Origin of the sequence: Leeia sp. (genome assembly GCF_041909055.1) — a bacterium.
Taxonomy (GTDB): domain Bacteria; phylum Pseudomonadota; class Gammaproteobacteria; order Burkholderiales; family Leeiaceae; genus Leeia; species Leeia aquatica.
This window is the reverse complement of the sequence record NZ_JAYREC010000002.1, coordinates 646517-667732: the sequence shown is the minus strand read 5'-3', so window position 1 is coordinate 667732 and position 21216 is coordinate 646517. Positions and strand designations below refer to the sequence as shown.

Sequence of the window (21216 nt, the reverse complement as noted above, 5' to 3'; positions counted from 1 at the left end):
AGGACAGTGAAACGACGTTGCGCCGATGATAGTGAGCAGATCGCTTGTGAAAGTAGGTCACCGCCAGGCTCCCATTTGAAGCCCCTGCAGACAGCTGCAGGGGCTTCTTCATTTGATGCTCTCAAAACCTACTCTTTAGCCAAACGGCTACAATCCTCGACTCATTCAGATTCGCCCCCATCGTGATGGTGGTTTTGCGATATGGCTATTTAAGCTATCAGCGATGCACTGAATAGGGCTGGATGGGACATAAAGCGAGGCTGATCAGGACACGCTTGAGCGCCAAAAAAACGCTTATGCTGCAGTCTAACAGCGCGTACGCAATGGATCGCCGCTATGCACTCATACCCTCGCCGCGATGCAGTGCATGGGAATAAGCCATATCGCAAAACCCACTCTGGTTTGGCTAATAGGCTGCTGTTCCAGTCCTTACTTGGTATCGCCACCTTCTTGCCAGATACGCAATAGCTTGTCGTAAGGGACGGTTTCTCCGCGTGGTTTTTCGTTGCGCAGTCGGGCTTTGGGGCCGCCGGGGCGGCCTAGCCAGTAGGTAGGGAGCTGTGGTGGGTTCAGGCGGGGCGGGCAGCGCAGGCCGGGTTGCTGCGAGAGTTTCTGCAGGGATTCATCCATCTGGCTGGCCAGTTGATCCAAGGCTTGTTGCGGGGTTTGTTCAGCGGCCAAGGCAGCCGCAATGCGTGGCCACCAGAATTCGGCCAGTTGCGGATAATCCGGAACATTGGTGCCGGTGGGCGTCCAGTAGACCCGTGACGGGCTACGGTAAAACTCGATCAGCCCCCCCAGCTTGGGCGCCAGTGCGCTGGCGGCTGGGGAGTGGATGTCGGATTCGCGGATGAAGGTGAGCCCGGTCAGCGACTTCTTCAGCGAGACGGTGCGGGACACGGTGAACTGAGCATAGAGCCAGGCCATGTCCAGCTGCGGCCGTGGCGTGTTTTTGAGGAAGGTCCATGCGCCAACGTCCTGATAACCGCGCTGCATGCCCTGTTCCCAGTAGGCACCCAGCGGAGCAGGGGCCATGCGCCATTTGGGCGTACCGTCCGGGTGATTGATGGGGAGTCCTGGCTTGGCCATATCGGCAGTGAATGCGGTGTACCAGAAGATTTGCTGCGCAATCTGACCTTTTCCCGGGATGGGCCCGGCTTCGGAGAAGGTGAGGTTGCGGGCTTCTGGTGGGGCGTACTGCTTGATCCAGTCCAGGTATTTCTGCAGGGCATAGACCGCTGCCGGACTATTGGTGCCGCCTCCGCGGCTGACACTGGCGCCTGCTGGATTGCAGCCCTCCACCCGAATGCCCCATTCGTCAATGGGCTTGCCATTTGGGTAACCGACACTGCCTTCTCCAGCCATGGATAACCAGGCATCAGTAAAGCGCCAGCCCAGGCTGGGGTCGCGCTTGCCATAGTCCATATGGCCGTAGACGCGTTGCCCGTCGATGACCTTAACCTGATGGGTGAAGAAGTCGGCGATGTCCTCATAAGCGGACCAGTTGAGTGGTACACCCAGTGCATAGCCGTAGCGCGCCTTGAAGCGGGCTTGCAAGTCAGGGCGGGTGAACCAGTCGTAGCGGAACCAGTACAGGTTGGCGAATTGCTGGTCCGGCAGCTGGTAGAGCTTGCCATCGGGAGACATGGTGAAGGCCAGTCCGATGAAATCTTCCAGCGCCAGGGTTGGCAAGGTGAGCTCGCGGCCAGCACCTTTCATCCAGTCGGACAGCACCACCGTTTGCCCCATACGCATATGGGTGCCAATCAGATCGCTATCGTTGATGAAACCATCGTACACTGCCGGGCCGCCCTGCAGCTGGTTTTTCAAGAGGCGTACCAGATCGCCTTCCGGCTTGATGTCATGAATGACGCGGATGCCGGTCAGCTCGGAAAATGCTTTGGCAAGCACCTGCTGTTCATAGCGATGGGTGGTGATGTCTTCAGATAGCACGCGCACGGTCATGCCGCGATAGGGACGAGCCGCCTGGATGAACCAGCTAAGCTCCGCCCGTTGCTGGGTGCTGGTCAGGGTGCTGGGGCGGAATTGATGGAGCCAGTAGTCGAGCCGGGTGGCGGCATGGGTAGGGGGCCAGCACAAGGTCAGCAGCAGTAGCCAGGCGGAGAGTCGGCGTGGCATGCTCAGTGCTCAGGCTGGATCATGGTGGCAGACAGTTGATACTTACGCAGGATCTCCAGATAGGCTGGACTTTGTTTGAAGCGGCGTAACTCAACTCCAAAGGCTTCTGCCAGTGTATCCAGACCCCGGGAGCGGGAGAATGCCAGATACAGCTTGGTGCGGGCGATCGGTGTGGGGTCAAAAGCCAACTGATTGCCCAGACTCATGCTTTCGGCCAGGTGAGTGCCCATGGCCATGTCTGCCACGATCAGGTCTACGCGGCGGGCTTTGAGTTTGTTCAGGTTGATGCTGACTGTTGGTGCGGGCTCCAGTGTCAGATAGGGCGCATGCGAGAAATCGGGAGGGTAGCTATAGCCCGCGGTGGTACCGATGGTTTTGCCGACCAGACTGGGCAAGCCCTGATAGCGAAAGCCATCTTCCTTCCGGTAAAACAGCACCAGTCTGCTGGCGGACAAGGGTTCAGGTGGGTACGCCAGATAACTCTCCCGATCATTCAGCAGGCCACGGCCAATCCCGATTACCGCATCGACATCGCCAGACTTGGCCATCAACAAGGCGCGCTGCCAGGGCACCACCTGAAACTTCACCGTATAACCCAGCCGCGACAGTACCCGCTGACAAACCTCCATGTCGGCTCCGGGGTTACTGGCGCGCTCATCCAGCACCAGCGGGGGCCACAGCTCGCCCACCACACTCAGTGTGCGTAACGGCGCACTGAATGTAGCGAGTGCCACAAGCATGCAGAGGCTGCCCAGGCACAGGCGGGCCAGAGGCTGAGGGTTGCGCATGGGAGAGTAAATGTATGGCTCTTGCTTGTTTTATAGCAGAACCATGAAGCAGTGATGACAGTCCGTCAAGGCGGTTACGTCACTCGCTCAAAGGCAAAAGCTGGGGAGCGAACAGGCGACTCAGCTCGCTGACCGGTTCCATGTCTTCCTCATCGAACAGGTGATCACCTTGGGCATCTTCCACGCCGGTGGTGTGCAGACCGGCAAAGTCAAACAGCGTGCGATCTGCCAGGTGGGAGGGTACGACATTGCACAAGGCTTTGAACATGGTTTCCAGCCGACCGGGATGCTTCTTGTCCCAGTCGCGCATCATGTCTGCCACCACCTGGCGCTGCAGATTGGGCTGGGAGCCGCACAGGTTGCACGGGATGATGGGGAACTGTTTCCACGCGGCATAGCGGACCAGGTCTTTTTCCCGCACATAGGCCAGCGGGCGAATGACCACATGCTCGCCATTGTCGGAGACCAGTTTGGGCGGCATCGCCTTCAGCTTGCCGCCGTAAAACATATTGAGGAAGAAGGTGGCCAGGATGTCATCACGGTGGTGGCCCAGTGCAATCTTGGTACAGCCTTCTTCCTTGGCGACCCGATAGAGAATGCCCCGACGCAGGCGGGAGCAGAGGCTGCAGGTGGTTTTACCTTCCTCCAGCACACTCTTGACGATGCTGTAGGTGTCTTGCTCGATGATGCGGAAAGGTACGCCGATCTGCTTCAGGTAGGTGGGCAGGACCTCTTCGGGAAACCCGGGCTGCTTCTGATCCAGATTGACCGCCAGAATGCTGAAGTCAATCGGGGCATTACGCTGCAGGCTGAGCAGGATGTCCAGCATGGCATAGCTGTCTTTGCCACCGCTCAGGCAGACCATGATTTTGTCGCCCTGCTCGATCATGTTGAAATCCACCACGGCATCGCCCACTTGGTGCCGCAGGCGCTTGTTCAGCTTGTTGCCCTCGTATTGCTGTTTGCGATCAAGGGCTTCGGTGTCGTCGGCAGGCGTAGCGGCATTCATGGAGGCGGGTCTGGCCAAAGGCAAAGGGCCAGTATTTTCCCATGAACTACAGGGTGTTGCAATGTATTGATTTGTAGATGTTTTCCGGCACCTTGTGGTGCCGGAAAAGCAGGGTCAGCTGCTGGTCTTGAGCAGGGAGTAAAGCTGGTCTTTCAGGTGCAGACGTTGCCGCTTCATGCCTTCTACCACATGGTCTGCCGCCGCTTCGATGCCATCTTCAGCACGGCATACGGCTTTATCAATGGCTTCGTACTCTCCCAGCAGGCGGGAAAAATGCGCGTTACCGGTTTTCAGCAGGTGGATCTGATCGCGCAGCTCAGGGAATTCTGCAGCTAAGGGATGATGTTCGACATGCATGTTTATGACTCCAGTAGGGGACGTTGCTGGAATCAGTGTAGGGGCTTGCTGTTGTTGCAGATTTGATCAAGGTCAAGCCTCTCCACCACTGAGAAGGCGTGGTGATCGCATGGACTGGCGATACTGGCCTGGGCTGGTACCCACACTTGCTTTGAAGCGGTGACTGAAATGGCTGGCATTGGCATAGCCACAGAGCTGGGCGACCTGCTCAAGCGGAAGGTCACTGTGCTGCAGCAGCGTACGCGCCAGCTCCAGTCTGCGGGCGCTGATCCATTGCTGCGGTGTCATGCCGAATGATACTTTGAACATGCGTGCCAGATGAAACTCGGACAGGTTGGCTTCTGCTGCCAGCTGCCCCAAGGTGAGTGGCAGCTGCAACTGGGCATCAATATAGTCCGCCAGGCGCCGCCGCACCGCGACCGACAGCCCTCCCTTGCTCGCCGGGGCACGCAAGGCCGATTGGCTGCGCAGCAGCATGCTGAGGATGTCGTGTGCTTGGCCGTTGGCCTGCAGCAGGCCATCCGGGTGTTGCCAGTCGGTTTGCACCAGTTGCTGGCAAGCGGCAGCCAGTTGCGGATGTTCAAAGTAGGTGCGATCCGCCAGCGTCAGCTCTCGGGGCTCACGGTCCAGCTCCTGTACGGCGCGCTGGGTAAAGTGCTCCGGCAGAAAGTAGAGGTGCAGGAAGCGCAGTTCACCGCGCACCCACCAGCGCGACTCATGCTCTCCCGGCAGGGTGCAAAGGTATTGAGGCGCGCCATAGCGGGGTACCCGCTCACGCTCGGTCTCCTCGCCGCCGTTCAGATAGAAAGACAGGGTGTGGTGACCGGGGTGGTTGTAGCAGGTCTCGTCCTCATCGGTCTTGCGATGCCAGACCGCAGCGGCCAGATGATCGCCCAGCCAGACAAAACGCTCCAGCTGCGCATTGGTGTCGTTCAGGGTGCGGAATACCGAATGCAACTGATCATCAGCTTGCAGCAGGGCAGGTGAGGTCGAAACGTCCATGGCTTCAGTATAGGGAGATGGCGTAAGGCTGTGAATGCCGTATGGCAGATATGCGCAAGAATGGACAACTGCGCACGGCTACGGTGTTCACAATGAAACGACAAGACAAGGAGTCGTTTCATGTTCAACCTCATGCTGTATGTTGTGACTGTATTGATCTGGGGGACCACCTGGCTCGCCATCAAGTGGCAGCTGGGCGTGGTACCGGTGCCGGTGTCCATCGCCTGGCGCTTTCTGCTGGCCAGCCTGGTGCTGATGCTGGTGCTGATGCTGCGCCGTGAGTGGCGCCTGCCGCCCAAAGCGGCCATGCCGTTTGTGCTGGCACAAGGGGTGGCGCTGTTCTGCCTGAACTTTCTGTGCTTCTACCATGCCGAGCAGACTGTGCCGAGCGGGCTGGTAGCGGTGATTTTCTCACTGGCCCCGATTCTGAATACCATCAATGGCAAGCTGTTCCTGAAGCGTGACATGCAGCCCAGCGTGCTGGTCGGCGCGGTGGTGGGGCTGGCCGGCATCGTTTGTCTGTTCCTGCCGGAATGGCGGCACTGGCAGGCGGGTATGGGGCAAGGCGTATTGGTGGCGGCGCTGGGTACCATCTGTTTTTCCAGTGGCAACCTGCTGTCCAGCCGGATGCAGGGTATGGGGCTGACACCGCTGTTTACCAATGCCTGGGCCATGCTGGTGGGGGCCACTATTCTGACGGTGGGCAGCTTGCTGGCAGGTTTGTCGTTTGAGCCGGAGTGGACGCCGCGCTACCTCTCGGCACTGGTGTATCTGGCCATCCCGGGGTCAGTAATCGGATTTACTGCCTACCTGATGCTGGTGGGGCGTATCGGGCCCGATCGGGCCGCCTACTGCACCTTGCTGTTCCCGGTGGTGGCGCTGGTGGCCTCCAGCCTGTTTGAACAGTATCAATGGACCGGCTGGACGGTATTGGGCCTGCTGCTGGTGGTTGCGGGGAACCTGATCGGGCTGGTGAATGCGCGCCGGGCCTTGTGGGCACTGTTGACCGGGCGGCAGTTCCAGCCCGGCTGACCCAAAGGGATGGTGGCAGCAGGAGTTTGGCGCGCAGGGGCTGGCTTGTGGTATGGTTCTGGCATGATCTTACCCTGCAAGGCTGATTCATGACTGCACTGCCGCCGCCCCGCCCCCTGTCGATGATCCGGGACTTCCATCTGGCTGACTGGTTCACCCTCAGCAATGCCATCTGCGGGGTGGGTGCGCTGTTCTCGGTCATGACCTACCTGCAGCGGCAGCAGGTATTACATGTGTATTTTGCCGGTGCGCTGGTGCTGCTGGCACTGATATTTGATGTGCTGGATGGCCGCATTGCGCGCTGGCGGCAAAAAAGCTCGGCGATGGGCCGTGAGCTGGATTCGCTGGCGGATGTGATCTCATTCGGGGTGGCGCCAGCGGTGCTGGCCTATGGCTGCGGCATGCAGGGCATGTATGACCGCATCGTGCTGGGCTATTTCGTGGCCTGCGGCGTGTCCCGGCTGGCCCGCTACAACGTTACGGCAGAGGCGCTCGCGGAGGGGGGAGACAAGGTCAAGTACTTTGAAGGCACGCCGATCCCGACCTCCATCCTGCTGGTGCTGATGCTGGTGATTGCAGCCGCCTGTGGCGCGCTGGGCGATCAGCTGTGGTTTGGTGTGCTGAAGATCATGGGCCACGACCTGCACCCGCTGGTGCTGGTCTATGCCGTGTCCGGTTCACTGATGATCAGCCGTATCCGCATTCCCAAGCTTTGATGAGCGAGCGCATGCCTCCGTTCAGGAGGCATGCCAGCCATCCGACCTTCAGTCTGCTCAAAAAAATCTTCTGCTGCTTTAACCCCGTCGGGCCACCTTGTCCGTTTCAGTCTGCAAGTGCTCCGGTAGGATGACAGCAAGCTGTCATGCCGGGGGTATCCCAGCCCATCAAAAGGAATGATTCCATGTCTCGTCAAGTTGCCTTGTCCATGCTTTTACTCGGGAGTGCCTGCATGACTGTCGCCGATGCCGCTGAACAAACCAGTAGCCTGAATGAGCAGCAAGAAGTGGCCGTGACCATCTACAACCAGGATCTGGCGCTGGTGAAAGACTTGCGCAATGTGAGCGTGAAGCGCGGCAGCCTCGCCTTGGCTTTCCGTGACGTCAGTGCCCGCATGCGCCCGGAAACGGCACTGCTGCGCAGTGTCACGTCACCGGGCAAACTGTCGGTACTGGAGCAGAACTTTGACTATGACCTGCTGACGCCACAAAAGCTGCTGGAAAAGTACGTAGGGCGCAGCGTCAGCGTGATCAAGACCCACCCAACCACGGGTGTGGAAACGGTCGAGCGGGCACAGGTACTGGCCGCTAATCAGGGCGTGGTGCTGAAGATTGGTGATCGTATCGAAACCGGCGTGCCGGGCCGTCTGGTGTTTGACGATGTACCGCCCAATCTGCGCGACCGGCCTACCTTGGTGATGCAGCTGGATAATCAGGGCGCAGAGCAGCAGCAGATGGAGCTGAGCTACCTCACCGGTGGCTTGTCGTGGAAAGCAGACTACGTGGTGGAGCTGGCCGACAAGGAAGACCAGCTGGATATTTCCGGATGGGTGACCCTGAACAATCAGAGTGGCGCCAGCTACCGCAATGCCAAACTGCAACTGGTGGCGGGGGATGTGAACCGGGTAGAAGAGCGTATGCGCGGGGTACCCAAGCCGATGATGGCGGCGGCACCGATGATGGACATGGCAAAGAAGGAGCGCTTCGCGGAGGAGTCGCTGTTCGAATACCACCTGTATACACTGGACCGTCCGACCACCATCGCTGAGAGTCAGACCAAGCAAGTGGCATTGCTGAGTGGTGCGGGGGTACCGGCGCGCAAGGAGCTGCTGCTGCAAGGTAATGACTACTACTACTCCAGCAGCTATGGTGACCTGGGGCAGAAAATGAAGGTGGGCGTGTTTGTCGAGTTCGACAACAAAGAGGCCTCTCGCTTGGGTATGCCGCTGCCGGCCGGGGTAATCCGTGTCTACAAGAAAGACCGCGCCGGTAATGCCCAGTTTGTTGGTGAGGATCACATTGACCACACGCCGAAGAACGAAAAGATTCGCCTCAAGCTGGGCGAGGCGTTTGATGTGACCGCCGACAAGAAGCAGACCGACTTCAAGAAGGTGGGCGGTAACGGCAAGTACAACTACATCTTTGAGGCGGCGTTCGAAGTGGTGCTGAAGAACGCCAAGAAGGAGGCGGTAACGGTGACGGTGCGTGAGCCGATGCCGGGCGACTGGCAAGTACTGAGCGAAAGCCACCCGCACCAAAAAACCGCCAGCAATACATCTGACTGGCGCATTACGGTCCCGGCTGAGGGCAGCACCACGCTGAAATACCGGGCATTGGTTCGTTATTGATCCGGCTTGAGAGGTCGCCTGCAGGTCAGCTCTGCCGACCTGCAGGGTACTCCCGCACTCAGTCTTGACGCAGAATGGCTTCGCGCAAGCTGTCCAGTGCGTCGGTAAACAGGCCATCTACGCCCCAGGACAGCAACTCACGGGCCCGATCGGCGTCGTTCACGGTGTACGCCATCACCCGATAGCCTGCTGCCTTGATGGCAGCCACCCGTTCCGCAGTCAGAATCAGGTAATCACAGTTAAACGACAGGCAGCCCAGCTCGCGCAGTCGGGCTTCCCAATCGTCTGGCCATTCTTCGACCAGCCAGCCGCGCGGCAGGTGGGGTGCGGCATCACGAGCGGCCACCAGTGCTTCCCACGAGAAGGAAGACAGCAGTGGAGGCACCGGCTGGCCCGCCCACAGCTGGGCCGCTTCGCGGGCCACCTGCTCGCCTGTCTCTCGATCACGGCCCGGGCAGGGCTTGATTTCCACATTGGCCAGCAGGCCATGTTGCTGGCAGTAGCGGGCGACTTCTGCAAAACGCGGGAAGACGGTGCCAGCGAAGCGGCTACCATGCCAGCTGCCGGCATCGGCTTGCTGCAGCTCGGCCAGCGTCATGCGTGCAGCTAGGCCGCGACCATTGCTGGTACGGTCGATACTGTCGTCGTGCAGCAAAAAAGTATAATTGTCGGACGAGAGTTTGACGTCAAACTCTACGGCATGAAAGCCGCGCGCAACGGCCTCGGCCATGCCGGGCAGCGTATTTTCGGGGGCCAGATAGCCACCCCCGCGGTGAGCAAACAGGGCAGGGTAGGGCCAGGCTTGCAGGGTCATGTACTTCCTTTCAGGCTACGACGACGGGATTTGGCAGGGCTCGCCACTTCGGGCTCAAGGTTTTGCTGCCGCAAGCGATTCTTGGTCAACATGCCTGCAGCGTCAAGGATCGGATACGCCAGCGCGCAGACGTGCGAGTTGATACGGCGCAGGTCACGGATGACATCCAGATGCAGTGCGCTGGTCTCCACACTGGGCAGCATATTGTTGGTCAGCCGCTGCAGGTGGTTCTCGGCGTACAGGCGCTCCAGCTCATTGAAGCGGGATTTTTCCTCCAGCAGGCGCTGGGCATTCTTCACATCCGGGTGCATGAACAGGTTCAGGCCCAGACGCAGATTATTGATCAGTCGGTCGTGCAGCTCGCGGATCTCCTCATTGCCGGATTCGGAGAAGCTGAGCTGGCCGCGAATCTTGCGCCGCGCCAGGTCCATCAGGTTCTTGTCGATAATGTCGCCGATATGCTCCAGATTGATGGTCAGCGAAATGATGTCGGCCCAGCGCTGGTTCTCAACCGTGGACAGCTCTTCGCGGTTGACCTGCATCAGGTAGAACTTGATCGCCTTGTACAGGCTGTCGACCCCGCTTTCCATCTGCTCCACCGGGCGGACCAGCTTTTCCTCGTTCTGACACAGCACCTGCTGCGAATGCCGCAGCATCTGGTCGATCAAGTCGCCAATGCGTAGTGCCTCGCGGGCGGCACAGCTGACCGCCACTTCCGGGGTATTGATCACATTCGGATCAAGGTAGCGGGGCTGGGCGGGGTCATCGCTACTGGCGCTATTCGGCAGGATGCGCTCGGTCAGCTTGGCAACCGGGCCGGTCAGGCCAATGAACAGCACCGCTGTGGCCAGATTGAACAGGGTATGGAAGTGCAGCATCTGCCGCGCCGGGTCGTCATCCAGCAGGGCCAGCCACTCCGGCAGATAGCGCAAGAACGGCATCACCAGCACACAGGCGCTGAGCTTGAAAATCAGGTTGGCCAGCGGCACCCGGCGGGCAGCATTACCCGTGCCTGAGCTGGACAGCATCGGCGTCATGGCACTACCGAGGTTGGCACCCAGTACCAAGGCAAAGCCTAGCCCAGGCGAGATTGACTCCGAGCCCACCAGTGACACAATCAAGAGAACGATCGCCAGACTGGAATGGGCCAGCAAGGTCAGCAAGGCGGCCAAGGCCATGTCCAGCAGCAGGTCACCGGTCAGGGTTTTGAAAATCTGCTGAATGATCGGGCTGTGGCTGATCGGCAGCATGGTATGCCCGATCAGTTGCAGGGCCAGCATCATCAGGCCCAGGCCAATGGCGGCGCGCCCTGCATTGCGTGAAGTGGTGGTGCGGTCCGCACGGAACAGCGCCACGCCAATGAAAATCAGCAGCGGCGAGATCCAGGTAATGCGCAGCGAGAACGCCTGGGCGATCAGGCTGGAGCCGACATCTGCTCCCAGCACGACGGCCATGGCGGCGTGGGTTTGAATCAGTCCTTGCGCCACAAAGGCCGACATCATCAGGGTGGTGGCCGTGCCACTCTGGATCAGGGCCGTCATGGTCAGGCCTGAGAGGAAAGCAGTGCCTTTGTGGTTGACGCTATGTCCCAGCCAGCGGCGCAGCGGTACCCCCCAGGCACGCAGGATGCCGGTTTGCACCATATGCGTGCCCCAGATCAACAGGGCAACGGCACCAAACAGATTCAGCAAGGTCAACATGGCTTGTTCCAGGTCATGTCTGAAGTCACCATTACTTCAGTGTAGTGTCTGATGAAGCTTGTGGCGAAACGAACATGGTCATTCTGTGTGCGACTTCGTGTGTGAGCCTTTCCGGATCAGTGTTTCTGGCGGGGGAACGCTGAAGTGCGAAAATGTTCGTTTTGTCATCAATATGTCACATTTAGCTATCAAGATGACCGGTGCGCATCAACTATCGGCTTTGGTTATTTTAAGTATTGAATTTTCCGATCAAAGGTGGTGTGCCGCCCCGATCAGTCATCATGCTATGATCAACGCATGAAACAGGACCCAGAACGCTTTGAGCTGCTGATCCGCGCGCATTACCCGATCATCGTGGTGGAAACCCATGAAGAGGCGCGCTTTCGTGACATGCTGGAACTCTTGGCCGCCAAGCATGACTGGCCCTTGTTTGGCTGGAATGTGGCAGACGGTCTGGCGCGGCTCAAGTTTGGCGAGCCCGAGCGGGTGCTGGATACCTATCAGCTGACGCTGGCACTGGGGCATCTGTACAAAAGCCCGCAAAACGGGGTGTTTCTGTTTTTCGATGCCCATCCTTTTCTGGATGACCCGGTCAACGTACGGCTGGTGAAGAACATTCTGCAGGGGCGGCAACGTACCGATCGTACCCTGGTTTTTATCAGCCATGCCTTGAGCCTGCCCCCCGAGCTGCAGCGTTTTGCCACCAGTTTCAGCCTGAACTTGCCCAGCTATGACGACCTCTATCAGATGATGCGGGAGGAGGCCGAGCAGTGGGCGCGCATGCATGGCAGCAAGGTCAAGGCGGAGCCCGCCGCCTTGCAGCAAATGAATCGGTTGCTGGTGGGCATGACACTGGAAGATGCTCGCCGTCTGGTGCGGGAAGCCATCCAGAACGATGGTGCCATCACCCGCGAGGATCTGGTACGTACCCAGCAGGCCAAGAATGACATGCTGAACCACGACAGCATCCTGTCGCTGGAGCCGGATACTGCCCGCTTTGCCGAACTGGGTGGCTTGTCTGCCTTGAAAGACTGGCTGGCGTTACGTCGCCCGGCTTTTTTTGGCGAAGTGCAGGGGCTGGATGTACCCAAGGGTATTTTGCTGACCGGGATTCAGGGCTGTGGCAAAAGCCTGGCCGCCAAATGTGTGGCAGGGAGCTGGGGTTTGCCCTTGCTGCGACTGGATTTTGGCGTGCTGTACAACAAGTTCTTCGGTGAAACCGAGCGCAACTTGCGCCAGGCGCTGGCTACGGCGGATGCCATGTCACCCTGCGTGCTGTGGATCGACGAGCTGGAAAAAGGCATCCACGGCGGTGATGGCAGTTTTGATGGTGGCTCGTCCCGCCGCATGCTGGGGACACTGCTAACCTGGATGGCGGAACGGAAGCGCCCCGTCTTTCTGGTGGCCACTGCCAACGACATCGACCCGCTGCCTCCTGAGCTGGTGCGCAAGGGACGGCTGGACGAAATCTTCTTTGTGGATTTGCCGGGTGATGCAGATCGGCAAGCCATTTTCATCATCCACCTGCAACGTCGCCAACTGGATGAGCAGCAGTTTGATCTTGCAGCGCTGTCGCAGGCTGCTGAGGGGTTTTCCGGCTCAGAGATCGAGCAGTCCATTGTCGCTGGTCTGTATGCGGCTCACGCCCAGCAAGCCACGCTGAATACCGCTATCCTGCAGACGGAGCTGGGGCGCACACGCCCGCTCTCGGTGGTGATGGCCGAAAAACTGGATGCCATGCGGGCGTGGGCAGAGGACCGGGCCGTGCGGGCGGACGGCTCTGCGGTAGAAGCTATCTGAGCGGCTTCAGTCGCCAATCGGCAGAAAGCCGCTGCTGACCAGTTCGTCGAACAGGTTGGCGTAATCCTTGGCGGCGCGGCTGGCCGGGTTGTAACTAAACACATCCTTGCCGCAGGCCAGCGCTTCCGCCAGGCTGGCACTCTCATGAATGCGGGTCTGGCACAGATCGTCGCCAAACGTATCCTGCAGCTTGCCGATAATGTCTTTCACGAACTTGCGGCGCTCATTGAAGCGGGTCAGCACATAGCGGCGTTTGATGGGGCGCTTGAGGACGGCCTCCAGCCCTTGCAGGGTGTTGCTGAGTTGTACCGCGCCCTGGTAGGACAAGAAGTCGGCGGCCACGGGCACCAGTACGCGTTCGCTGGCCACAATGGCGTTGACCGACAGCACCCCCAGCATTGGGCAGCAGTCCATGATGATGGGCATATCCGGCGTCGCCAGCATTTCATCATGAATGGCATGTTTGAGCTTGGTGGCAATCTTGGTTTCCTTGCCCAGCAACATGTCGATCTTGCACAGCTCAATATGCGAAGGGATCAGGTTCAGCCCGTTGGGCAATTGCTGGATCAGGTCCGTCAGGTATTTCTCACCCTTGTAGAAGCCGTATAGCGAGGTGCCGAGCTGGGTTTGTGCGCCAGACAGCATCGTCAGGTGGCACTGGGGGTCCAGGTCGATCATCAAGGGGTGGACATTGTCCCGGCGCATGGCTGCCGCCAGGTTGAAGGCTGTGGTGGTCTTGCCGACGCCACCTTTCTGATTGAATACCGCCAGCATGCTCATGGACGCGCGCGTTCCCTATGGGTGTGCAGCGGCACCAGATTGGTGCCGCTGCTTCGGATGGATATCCGTTTGACTATAGCGTCTCTGCTGCGTAATCGGCAAGGCGAGAACGCTCGCCGCGTTGCAGGGTCACGTGTCCGGAGTGCGCCCAACCCTTGAAACGGTCCACCACATAGGTCAGGCCGGAGCTGCCCTCCGTCAGGTACGGCGTATCAATCTGCGCGATATTGCCGAGGCAAATGATCTTGGTGCCGGGGCCGGCACGGGTGATCAGCGTTTTCATCTGCTTGGAGGTCAGGTTCTGGGCTTCGTCGATGATGACAAACTTGTTGAGAAAGGTGCGGCCGCGCATGAAATTCAGGGATTTCACCTTGATACGGGCTCGAATCAGGTCGCGGGTAGCAGCGCGGCCCCATTCCCCGGCTTCCTGGTCGCTCTGGTTGAGGACATCCAGATTGTCTTCCAGCGCGCCCATCCAGGGCGTCATCTTTTCCTCTTCCGTCCCCGGCAGGAAGCCGATGTCTTCCCCAACCGGTACGGTAACCCGGGTGACGATGATTTCGGTGTAGAGTTTTTTCTCCAGCGTCATCGCCAGACCGGCTGCCAGTGTCATCAGGGTTTTGCCGGTACCGGCCTGACCCAGCAGGGTGACGAAATCAATATTCGGGTCCATCAGCAGGTTGAGGGCGAAATTCTGCTCACGGTTACGCGCGGTGATACCCCAGACATTGTTCTTCTGATGGGTATAGTCCTTCAGGGTTTCCAGCACCACCGTCTTGCCAGTTTGCTCTCGCACGATGGCACTGAAATCCTCCTGGCCACCGCCAAACAAAAATTCATTGACCATCAAGGACTTGCACAGAGGTCCGCTCAGCTTGTAGAAGGTACGCCCTCCTTCCTGCCAACTGCTCATGCCCTTGCTGTGTGCATCCCAGAAATCGGCAGGCAATTCCTGGAAGCCGGTGTACAGCAAATCGGTGTCTTCCAGTACCTTGTCGTTGGTGTAGTCCTCGGCTGCAATGCCCAGCGCGCGGGACTTGATGCGCATATTGATGTCTTTCGACACCAGAATGACTTGCCGCCCAGGGTGCTGCTCGCGCAGGGCGGCGACCACCGACAGGATCAGGTTGTCGGCCTTACCGAGCGGCAGGTGGGCCGGGGTAGTGGGGGCGAGCGGGGCGGTTTGCAGGAACAGATTGCCGGTGGCACCACCTTGAGAGGGTTCCGCCAGCGGAATGCCCTGGTCCAGGGTGCCTTCGGTGCCGCTGACCATCTGGTCGAGGAAGCGGCTGGCCTGGCGGGCATTGCGGGAGACTTCCGACATGCCCTTCTTGTTGTTGTCCAGTTCTTCCAGCGTCATCATCGGCAGGAAGATGTCGTGCTCATCGAAACGGAACAGGCTGGTAGGGTCGTGCATCAGCACGTTGGTATCCAGAACGAACAGCTTGGTGGCGACGGGGCTTTTCTTGCTGCGCTTGGCCGGGCTACCCATGCGGATTTTCCTTTCGTTGTTGGACAAGGACACGCTACGGTGAACAGATTACGCTTGCATGACACGCGCTTTCAAGGCGGCCAAGACGTTGGCCGCATGGCCGGGTACCTTGACCCCGCGCCAGGCTTCCACCAGTACGCCTGCGGGGTCGATCAGGAAGGTGCTGCGTTCAATACCGCGCACCTGTTTGCCATACATGTTCTTCATGCGGATCACGTCGAACAGGGTACACAGGGCTTCATCGGTATCCGCCAGCAGCGGAAACGGGTAGCCCATCTTCTCGCGAAAGCGGTCGTGGGATTTGACCGAGTCACGCGAGACGCCCACCACATCGGCTTGCAGGCTGGCAAATTCGGCGTGCAGGTCGCGGAAATCGTTGCCCTCGTTGGTGCAACCGGGCGTGCTGTCTTTGGGGTAGAAGTAGAGAACCAGCCAACGGCCTTGGCCGGGTGAGAAGTGAAACGGATTTACGCCACTGGCTGCGGCGGTGAACGAAGGTACAGTCTGGTTCAGCATGCAGGACTCCATGAGGCTTCAGTGTTCAGCATCGCTGATTCTGTGCGGGGATGCAAGGGGTTCGCGCAGCCTGATGGCAGACTTGACACGACATGCCCGCCACATAATATAATGATAATGGTTATCATTAATGTATGGACGCAAACATGAACGCCATGATCATCGGTGCCGATACCCTGGGTAACATTCCGCAGCTGCTGCTGGACCATGGCATCCAGATTTCACGTCACATCACGGGTCGCAATGCATCGCACCAGCGCAAGCTGCCGGGGCTGCCGAAGGATACCCAGTTGCTGATCCTGTTCACGGATTTTCTGGGCCACAATGTGATGCGCCATTTCCGTGCCCTGGCGCAAGAAAATGGGGTACCGGTGATGGCGTGCCGTCGCTCCGTCTGTGCCATCAAGGAGACGTTGGTGCAGTGTGGCATTGGCCAGCCGTGCCAAGGTTGCCCCAAGCAGTCTGGCAAACGCAACCATTGAGCGGGCCAAACGGGGAAATACGGTTCACCACCCTTTAACCGGCGGGCCGGGTAGTTTAAAATGCCGCTTTGCATAAGCCGTGAATCCCGACCATGTCGAACGCCCATATTGAAGCCCAGCGCGTACTGGATGAAGCTGATTGCCTGCATGACCACGCCGAGGTCGAGGCAGCGCTGGCCCGCATGGCCAGCCAGATTACCAGCCGGCTGGCAGATCAAGATCCTTTGTTGTTCTGTGTGATGAATGGCGGGCTGATCGTTACGGGTCAGTTGTTGCCGCGTTTGACCTTTCCCCTGCAGTGCGAGTACCTGCATGCCACCCGCTATGGCAAGGAAACTTCGGGTGGGCGTCTGGCCTGGGTAGTGAAGCCGACGGAGCCGGTCAAAGGCCGTACCGTTCTGGTGGTGGACGATATTCTGGATGAAGGGCATACCCTGGCAGAAATCGTGCGTTACTGCCGAGAAGAAGGTGCAGCCGAGGTGCTGGTGGCCGTGCTGGTGGACAAGCTGCATGATCGCAAGGCACCGGGCATCAAGGCCGATTTCATCGGGCTGGAAGTGGCCGACCGCTTCCTGTTCGGTTTTGGCATGGATTACAAAGGTTACTGGCGTAATGCGCCAGGCATTTATGCGGTGAAGGGGCTGTAGAATTGGTTAGCCTCGCGCCGCCAACAAAAAACCGGCCAACTGGCCGGTTTTTTGTTGGCGGCTATCGCCTTACTTCGGCACCGTACCTTCCACACCTTCCACGTACCAGGTAATGCCATGCATGTCGCCATCAGACAAGGTTTTGCCTGCAGCTACTTTCACGGCACCAGTGTTGTCCTTGATCGGACCGGCGAAGATTGGGGCTTTGCCGGAGATGATGTCGGCACGGCGAGCGGCCAGTTTCTTCTTCACATCTTCCGGCAGGCTCTTGTTCAGCGCGCCCAGATCAATCATACCTTCTTTCAGGCCCCACCAGATGGGTTCGTTCTTCCAGTTGCCATCCATCGCGGCCTTGACGGCCTTGGTGTAATACACCCCCCAGTTGATCTGGCTGGCGGCCAGGTGGGCATCGGCGCCGAACTTGGTCATGTCCGAATCCCAACCGAAGGCTTTCACCTTTTTCTCCTGAGCGGTTTGCACCACGGCTGCGGAGTCGGTGTTCTGCATCAAGGTATCGACGCCTTGGGCGATCAGGGTTTCAGCCGCCTGGCGCTCCTTGGCCGGGTCGTACCAGCTGTTGATCCAGATGACCTTGACGGTGGCCTTCGGGTTGTTGGCGCGTGCGCCGAGGGTGAAGGCGTCAATATTGCGTACCACTTCCGGAATCGGCACCGAGGCCACCACGCCCAGTTTGCTGGTCTTGCTGGTCAGGCCCGCCACATAACCGGCCAGATAGGCACCTTCATAGGTGCGGACATCGTAGGTGCCGACGTTCTTGTCGCTCTTGAAACCGGTGGCGTGCAGGAACACAGTGTTCGGGAACTGCTTGGCCACCTTCAGCGTCGGGTTCATATAGCCAAAGGAGGTGGTGAAGATCACCTTGTTGCCATCTTGCGCCAGCTTGCGGATCACCCGTTCGGCATCCGCTCCTTCCGGTACGCTTTCCACAAACGTGGTTTTTACCTTGCCTGGGAACATCTTTTCGACGGCCTGACGGCCTTGATCATGGGCGTAGGTCCAGCCAGCATCACCCACCGGGCCCACATAGACGAAGCCTACCTTGAAGGGCTCGGCAGCGTGTGCCACACCAATGACCCCACTCACCACGAGGGCGGCAGTCAGCTGTTTGAGTACGGTTCTGCGCGAAATAACCACAAGTTGCTCCTTTGCATCAAAAGTTGCACCGTGACGGTGGGGGGTATTCGGGGCGGCCAGACGGCCGGGTTGTCATGAATTGTAGACCGTTTACAGCATGACGGGGGGATGCAGCAGCTTCTGCATCAGGTCGGGTTGATCAAGCCGCTTCAGCCACCATTGCAGGGCGTTGCCGCTATCGCTGGCACGCCAGGCCAGATGGAAAGGGTGAGGTAAGCGTTGATCCACCACTTGTTTGTGGATCAAGCGCCCTTGTCGCAGGTAAGGCTCTGCAATCTCCCGGGCCAGATAGCCGCAGGCCAGACCGCTGAGCTGGATCGTCAGCTTGGTCGGCATGTCGGGTACGTGCAGGATTTCCTGACCACTGAGAATGCCGGACGAGCGTGGTGGCAGGCTGCGAGAGGTGTCCGCGACGGCAACCGAGCGATGCCACAGGATATCTTGTGGCTGCAGGGGTTCCGGCAATTCGGCCAGAGGATGATTGGGTGCGACACAGAACACGAAATCCAGCGACCCGATGGTACGGGTGGAAAAACCACCGCCCGCCGGAGCATCACCCGGCGCGCCAACCACCAGATCGGAGCGTCGGGTCAGCAGCGAATCCCAGGTTCCCCCCAATACCTCATGGGTGATGCGGATACGGGTACCACTACCTTGTGCATAGAAATCCGTTAGCATGGGCAGCAGTGCGCTGCTGGGGAAGAGGGTGTCCATGGCAATGGACAGCTCGGTCTCCCAGCCTGTGGCAACCCGCTTGACCCGGCTTTCCAGCTCACCTGCTGCACGCAGCAGGTGGCGGCCTTCTCGCAGCAACTCTTGCCCAGCCGGCGTGAGTCGTGCGCGATGCCCGCTGCGGTCAAACAGCTTGACATCCATATCCTGCTCAAGCTTTTGAACGATATAGGTAATCGCAGACGGTACGCGATGCAGCACTTCGGCAGCTGCAGCAAAGCTGCCCTGGCGATCGATGGTATCCAGAACGGTAAGGGCATCCAGACTCAGGCGCAGCATGTACAGACCTTCCTGTGTCCTGAAGTGTGCAGGGTTAGGCTTTGCCTGCACATCCCGACAACACCTGTTTCAGGGCGGGCAGGTCCAGGATTTCGATTTCCTTGTTGTGGACCCGGATCAGCCCCTGATCCTGGAAACGCGAGAAGCCGCGACTGATGGTTTCCAGCTTGAGCCCCAGATAGCTGCCAATTTCCTCACGCGTCATGCGCAGCACAAAGCTGCGGGAGGAGTAACCGCGCAAGGCAAAGCGTTGTGACAGGTTCAGCAGGAAAGCAGCCAAGCGTTCCTCGGCCTTCATATTACCCAGCAACATCATGACGCCATGGTCTCGTACGATTTCACGGGACAGCACCTTGTAGAAATTATTCTGCAAGGAAGGGATATGCCGGCTCAGTTCCTCCAGATCGGCAAACGGAATCTCGCAGACCTCGGAGTCTTCCAGCGCAATGGCACCGCAGCTATGCGTCTCCGTGCTGATGGCGTCCAGCCCCAGCAATTCGCCTGCCATCTGGAAACCGGTGACTTGCTCGCGGCCATCTTCTGACAGCACGCTCATCTTGAAGAAACCCAGTCGCACCGCAAACAGGGAGCGCATGGCATCACCAGCTCGGTATAGCGGCTCACCCTTTTTGACTTTGACGCGCTGGGTGATGACGGTTTCCAGCTGGTTCATTTCATCACTGTTCAGGCCCAGCGGCAAACACAGCTCGCGCAGGCTACAACTGGAGCACGCTACCTTGAGGTGCTTGAGGGACACTTCCTGAATAGGGATGGTGGAGGTATGGTTCATGCCAAATCGGTAAGGTGTTGATACAGGTCAACCACGAACGGGCGGGGTATGGGCATAGTGGCAAAAACTGCTCACAACCCCAACCCAACCATGCCCGTCCTCTCGCTTGGTCAACATCATAGCCTGAATGCGGATTTTCCGACAGTGGCCGTCCCACGTGGCTGGGGACAAATGTTGTCTTTCAACATGGACGACATCGCCGCTTTCCCCGCACTTCGCCAGATTCGACAGCCCCGGCTGAATGACGCAGCCGTCGGGCGAGCCTGGTCGCGCCCGGCGATCGGCCGTCTGCCACCCGCGCTGTGCATGACGGAATGCTGGCCGCGCAAGCCGGCGGCAGTGCAGCCTGTACAAGAGGCCATTACGCTGGAGTGGCAGCAGTGGTGCGCCTTGCTGGGCAAGCGTCAACCGACCCAGATGCAGCTGCATGTGTCAGCGCATCCACAGGTTTTTGCGCTGGCGCTGGCCGACTGGCTGCAGCGGCGTGACTCCGTGTCTCCAAGTATGCCTTGTGGCATCGTACTGTATCTGGGGCAGGCGGATGTGCCGGATTGCTCAGGCGTGCCTGGCGCTGACGTGATGCTGCGCAGCATGGCGGGGGGCGAGTCCGGTTTCCATGCCTTATGCCTCACCGTACTGCCCGCTGTGTTGCAACAGGCTGGCGGCAGGGTCGGTGTGGAACTGTGGCTGGGACAGCTCATGGATGCGGAGGCCATGGCACAGGTGCACGCCTTGTTGCTCATGCAGCCCGCCCGGTTTTGTTTGCGGGGTGTGGTGGCGGCAGCCGTATCCGCCAGCCAGCTGTTGCAACAAAAAGAGCAGCTGTATCAGGTGTTGCAATGGCTGGATGAGCTGGGTTATGGCCATCTGGCGGGCGGCTGGTTTACCCGTGCAGATGACCCATGGCGGCATGCGCAGCGGCTCGGTCGACTGATGTTGACCGGGGAGGGTGATCTGATCGCGGAGGATGGCGAGTGGATTGGTCTTGGGCCAGGGGCCAGCACTTTGCTGGGTGCCGTCCAGGGCTGGAATAGTGCGGAAACGGCTTACCTCAAACAGCTGCAGCAGGGTAAACGCCCTTTGGCGGCGGCGCGCAAGCTGTCGCTGGATATCCTGATGCGGCGTGCGATGGCGCAGCAACTGCTCTGCCTGGGCTATCTGGACTTCATGACGTTTGAGCTGACTTATATGGTGCAGTTCGAGCAATACTTTGCGACCGAGCTGAAGCAGCTACAAGGCTGGATCAAGGCGGGCTATCTGCTGCAGCGGCATCGCACCCTGTGGCTGACTGAGAGCGGGCGGCTACTGGCGGATCAGTTTGCCCGCTATTTCCTGCATGCCTGATATCGTGGGCGATG

The 21216-nt window shown here is 59.1% G+C and carries 20 protein-coding genes; 7 read left to right on the top strand and 13 right to left on the bottom strand.

Going from position 1 to position 21216, the window contains the following annotated elements:
- Positions 1–429 precede the first annotated feature (429 nt).
- The 5 genes from ACE3O2_RS08825 to ACE3O2_RS08805 all read right to left on the bottom strand — a co-directional run bounded on the left by ACE3O2_RS08825 (position 430) and on the right by ACE3O2_RS08805 (position 5295).
- A complete protein-coding gene (locus ACE3O2_RS08825; RefSeq protein WP_374336669.1) occupies positions 430–2139 on the bottom strand; it encodes an ABC transporter substrate-binding protein in 1710 nt (569 codons plus the stop codon).
- A gap of 2 nt (positions 2140–2141) precedes the next feature.
- The gene (locus ACE3O2_RS08820) at positions 2142–2879 is read right to left on the bottom strand and encodes a substrate-binding periplasmic protein (protein ID WP_374336667.1); all 738 of its coding nucleotides are present in this window, start codon (positions 2877–2879) and stop codon (positions 2142–2144) included.
- Between the two features lie 127 nt (positions 2880–3006).
- Complete coding sequence (gene ttcA, locus ACE3O2_RS08815; RefSeq protein ID WP_374336665.1) at positions 3007–3936, bottom strand: tRNA 2-thiocytidine(32) synthetase TtcA; 930 nt, start codon at positions 3934–3936, stop codon at positions 3007–3009.
- Positions 3937–4050: 114 nt separating this feature from the next.
- Entirely contained in the window at positions 4051–4293 is a 243-nt protein-coding gene (locus tag ACE3O2_RS08810) for a YdcH family protein (protein WP_374336663.1), read from the bottom strand.
- A gap of 72 nt (positions 4294–4365) precedes the next feature.
- Positions 4366–5295: a helix-turn-helix domain-containing protein gene (locus ACE3O2_RS08805; protein WP_374336661.1), complete on the bottom strand. Its 930-nt coding sequence runs from the start codon at positions 5293–5295 to the stop codon at positions 4366–4368.
- Between the two features lie 120 nt (positions 5296–5415).
- Here ACE3O2_RS08805 and ACE3O2_RS08800 point away from each other — a divergent pair, with 120 nt between their 5' ends.
- From ACE3O2_RS08800 to ACE3O2_RS08790, 3 genes are all read left to right on the top strand, one after another.
- The gene (locus ACE3O2_RS08800) at positions 5416–6327 is read left to right on the top strand and encodes a DMT family transporter (RefSeq protein ID WP_374336659.1); all 912 of its coding nucleotides are present in this window, start codon (positions 5416–5418) and stop codon (positions 6325–6327) included.
- An 89-nt stretch (positions 6328–6416) separates the two neighbouring features.
- Entirely contained in the window at positions 6417–7043 is a 627-nt protein-coding gene (pssA, locus tag ACE3O2_RS08795) for a CDP-diacylglycerol--serine O-phosphatidyltransferase (protein ID WP_374336657.1), read from the top strand.
- Between the two features lie 233 nt (positions 7044–7276).
- Positions 7277–8671, top strand: coding sequence for a DUF4139 domain-containing protein (locus ACE3O2_RS08790; protein ID WP_374336655.1), 1395 nt, complete (start codon positions 7277–7279; stop codon positions 8669–8671).
- 58 nt (positions 8672–8729) lie between these two features.
- On the opposite strand, the gene ugpQ is transcribed toward ACE3O2_RS08790, so the two are convergent.
- Both ugpQ and ACE3O2_RS08780 read right to left on the bottom strand, forming a co-directional pair.
- Positions 8730–9485: a glycerophosphodiester phosphodiesterase gene (gene ugpQ, locus ACE3O2_RS08785; protein ID WP_374336653.1), complete on the bottom strand. Its 756-nt coding sequence runs from the start codon at positions 9483–9485 to the stop codon at positions 8730–8732.
- The gene (locus tag ACE3O2_RS08780; RefSeq protein WP_374336651.1) at positions 9482–11185 is read right to left on the bottom strand and encodes a Na/Pi cotransporter family protein; all 1704 of its coding nucleotides are present in this window, start codon (positions 11183–11185) and stop codon (positions 9482–9484) included. The genes ugpQ and ACE3O2_RS08780 overlap by 4 nt, the downstream gene beginning before the upstream one ends.
- A 297-nt stretch (positions 11186–11482) precedes the next feature.
- Here ACE3O2_RS08780 and ACE3O2_RS08775 point away from each other — a divergent pair, with 297 nt between their 5' ends.
- A complete protein-coding gene (locus ACE3O2_RS08775; RefSeq protein ID WP_374336648.1) occupies positions 11483–12985 on the top strand; it encodes an AAA family ATPase in 1503 nt (500 codons plus the stop codon).
- Positions 12986–12991: 6 nt separating this feature from the next.
- Here ACE3O2_RS08775 and ACE3O2_RS08770 read toward each other — a convergent pair whose 3' ends face one another.
- From ACE3O2_RS08770 to ACE3O2_RS08760, 3 genes are all read right to left on the bottom strand, one after another.
- Complete coding sequence (locus ACE3O2_RS08770) at positions 12992–13765, bottom strand: ParA family protein (protein WP_374336646.1); 774 nt, start codon at positions 13763–13765, stop codon at positions 12992–12994.
- Positions 13766–13838: 73 nt separating this feature from the next.
- Complete coding sequence (locus ACE3O2_RS08765; protein WP_168875278.1) at positions 13839–15257, bottom strand: PhoH family protein; 1419 nt, start codon at positions 15255–15257, stop codon at positions 13839–13841.
- Between the two features lie 48 nt (positions 15258–15305).
- Positions 15306–15773: a peroxiredoxin gene (locus tag ACE3O2_RS08760; RefSeq protein ID WP_374336643.1), complete on the bottom strand. Its 468-nt coding sequence runs from the start codon at positions 15771–15773 to the stop codon at positions 15306–15308.
- A gap of 146 nt (positions 15774–15919) precedes the next feature.
- On the opposite strand from ACE3O2_RS08760, the gene ACE3O2_RS08755 reads away from it, so the two are divergent.
- Both ACE3O2_RS08755 and ACE3O2_RS08750 read left to right on the top strand, forming a co-directional pair.
- Positions 15920–16255: a DUF2325 domain-containing protein gene (locus tag ACE3O2_RS08755; protein WP_205881849.1), complete on the top strand. Its 336-nt coding sequence runs from the start codon at positions 15920–15922 to the stop codon at positions 16253–16255.
- A 92-nt stretch (positions 16256–16347) separates the two neighbouring features.
- A complete protein-coding gene (locus tag ACE3O2_RS08750; RefSeq protein ID WP_168875281.1) occupies positions 16348–16902 on the top strand; it encodes a hypoxanthine-guanine phosphoribosyltransferase in 555 nt (184 codons plus the stop codon).
- A 69-nt stretch (positions 16903–16971) separates the two neighbouring features.
- Here the strand turns inward: ACE3O2_RS08750 and ACE3O2_RS08745 are convergent, their stop codons facing one another.
- The 3 genes from ACE3O2_RS08745 to fnr form a co-directional block, all read right to left on the bottom strand.
- The gene (locus ACE3O2_RS08745; protein ID WP_374336640.1) at positions 16972–18057 is read right to left on the bottom strand and encodes a BMP family ABC transporter substrate-binding protein; all 1086 of its coding nucleotides are present in this window, start codon (positions 18055–18057) and stop codon (positions 16972–16974) included.
- 90 nt (positions 18058–18147) lie between these two features.
- Positions 18148–19068, bottom strand: coding sequence for a LysR family transcriptional regulator (locus ACE3O2_RS08740; protein WP_374336638.1), 921 nt, complete (start codon positions 19066–19068; stop codon positions 18148–18150).
- A 34-nt stretch (positions 19069–19102) separates the two neighbouring features.
- On the bottom strand, positions 19103–19858 hold the full coding sequence (fnr, locus tag ACE3O2_RS08735; RefSeq protein ID WP_374336636.1) for a fumarate/nitrate reduction transcriptional regulator Fnr: 756 nt from the start codon (positions 19856–19858) through the stop codon (positions 19103–19105).
- A gap of 171 nt (positions 19859–20029) precedes the next feature.
- Here fnr and ACE3O2_RS08730 point away from each other — a divergent pair, with 171 nt between their 5' ends.
- Entirely contained in the window at positions 20030–21202 is a 1173-nt protein-coding gene (locus ACE3O2_RS08730) for a hypothetical protein (RefSeq protein WP_374336634.1), read from the top strand.
- Positions 21203–21216: the final 14 nt, after the last annotated feature.

What these genes read in the sequence shown, in the direction of transcription:
- ACE3O2_RS08825 (WP_374336669.1), bottom strand. Translation starts at nt 2,139, where the DNA reads ATGCCACGCCGACTCTCCGCCTGGCTACTGCTGCTGACCTTGTGCTGG.
- ACE3O2_RS08820 (WP_374336667.1), bottom strand. Translation starts at nt 2,879, where the DNA reads ATGCTTGTGGCACTCGCTACATTCAGTGCGCCGTTACGCACACTGAGT.
- ttcA (WP_374336665.1), bottom strand. Translation starts at nt 3,936, where the DNA reads ATGAATGCCGCTACGCCTGCCGACGACACCGAAGCCCTTGATCGCAAA.
- ACE3O2_RS08810 (WP_374336663.1), bottom strand. Translation starts at nt 4,293, where the DNA reads ATGCATGTCGAACATCATCCCTTAGCTGCAGAATTCCCTGAGCTGCGC.
- ACE3O2_RS08805 (WP_374336661.1), bottom strand. Translation starts at nt 5,295, where the DNA reads ATGGACGTTTCGACCTCACCTGCCCTGCTGCAAGCTGATGATCAGTTG.
- ACE3O2_RS08800 (WP_374336659.1), top strand. Translation starts at nt 5,416, where the DNA reads ATGTTCAACCTCATGCTGTATGTTGTGACTGTATTGATCTGGGGGACC.
- pssA (WP_374336657.1), top strand. Translation starts at nt 6,417, where the DNA reads ATGACTGCACTGCCGCCGCCCCGCCCCCTGTCGATGATCCGGGACTTC.
- ACE3O2_RS08790 (WP_374336655.1), top strand. Translation starts at nt 7,277, where the DNA reads ATGACTGTCGCCGATGCCGCTGAACAAACCAGTAGCCTGAATGAGCAG.
- ugpQ (WP_374336653.1), bottom strand. Translation starts at nt 9,485, where the DNA reads ATGACCCTGCAAGCCTGGCCCTACCCTGCCCTGTTTGCTCACCGCGGG.
- ACE3O2_RS08780 (WP_374336651.1), bottom strand. Translation starts at nt 11,185, where the DNA reads ATGTTGACCTTGCTGAATCTGTTTGGTGCCGTTGCCCTGTTGATCTGG.
- ACE3O2_RS08775 (WP_374336648.1), top strand. Translation starts at nt 11,483, where the DNA reads ATGAAACAGGACCCAGAACGCTTTGAGCTGCTGATCCGCGCGCATTAC.
- ACE3O2_RS08770 (WP_374336646.1), bottom strand. Translation starts at nt 13,765, where the DNA reads ATGAGCATGCTGGCGGTATTCAATCAGAAAGGTGGCGTCGGCAAGACC.
- ACE3O2_RS08765 (WP_168875278.1), bottom strand. Translation starts at nt 15,257, where the DNA reads ATGGGTAGCCCGGCCAAGCGCAGCAAGAAAAGCCCCGTCGCCACCAAG.
- ACE3O2_RS08760 (WP_374336643.1), bottom strand. Translation starts at nt 15,773, where the DNA reads ATGCTGAACCAGACTGTACCTTCGTTCACCGCCGCAGCCAGTGGCGTA.
- ACE3O2_RS08755 (WP_205881849.1), top strand. Translation starts at nt 15,920, where the DNA reads ATGAACGCCATGATCATCGGTGCCGATACCCTGGGTAACATTCCGCAG.
- ACE3O2_RS08750 (WP_168875281.1), top strand. Translation starts at nt 16,348, where the DNA reads ATGTCGAACGCCCATATTGAAGCCCAGCGCGTACTGGATGAAGCTGAT.
- ACE3O2_RS08740 (WP_374336638.1), bottom strand. Translation starts at nt 19,068, where the DNA reads ATGCTGCGCCTGAGTCTGGATGCCCTTACCGTTCTGGATACCATCGAT.
- fnr (WP_374336636.1), bottom strand. Translation starts at nt 19,858, where the DNA reads ATGAACCATACCTCCACCATCCCTATTCAGGAAGTGTCCCTCAAGCAC.
- ACE3O2_RS08730 (WP_374336634.1), top strand. Translation starts at nt 20,030, where the DNA reads ATGTTGTCTTTCAACATGGACGACATCGCCGCTTTCCCCGCACTTCGC.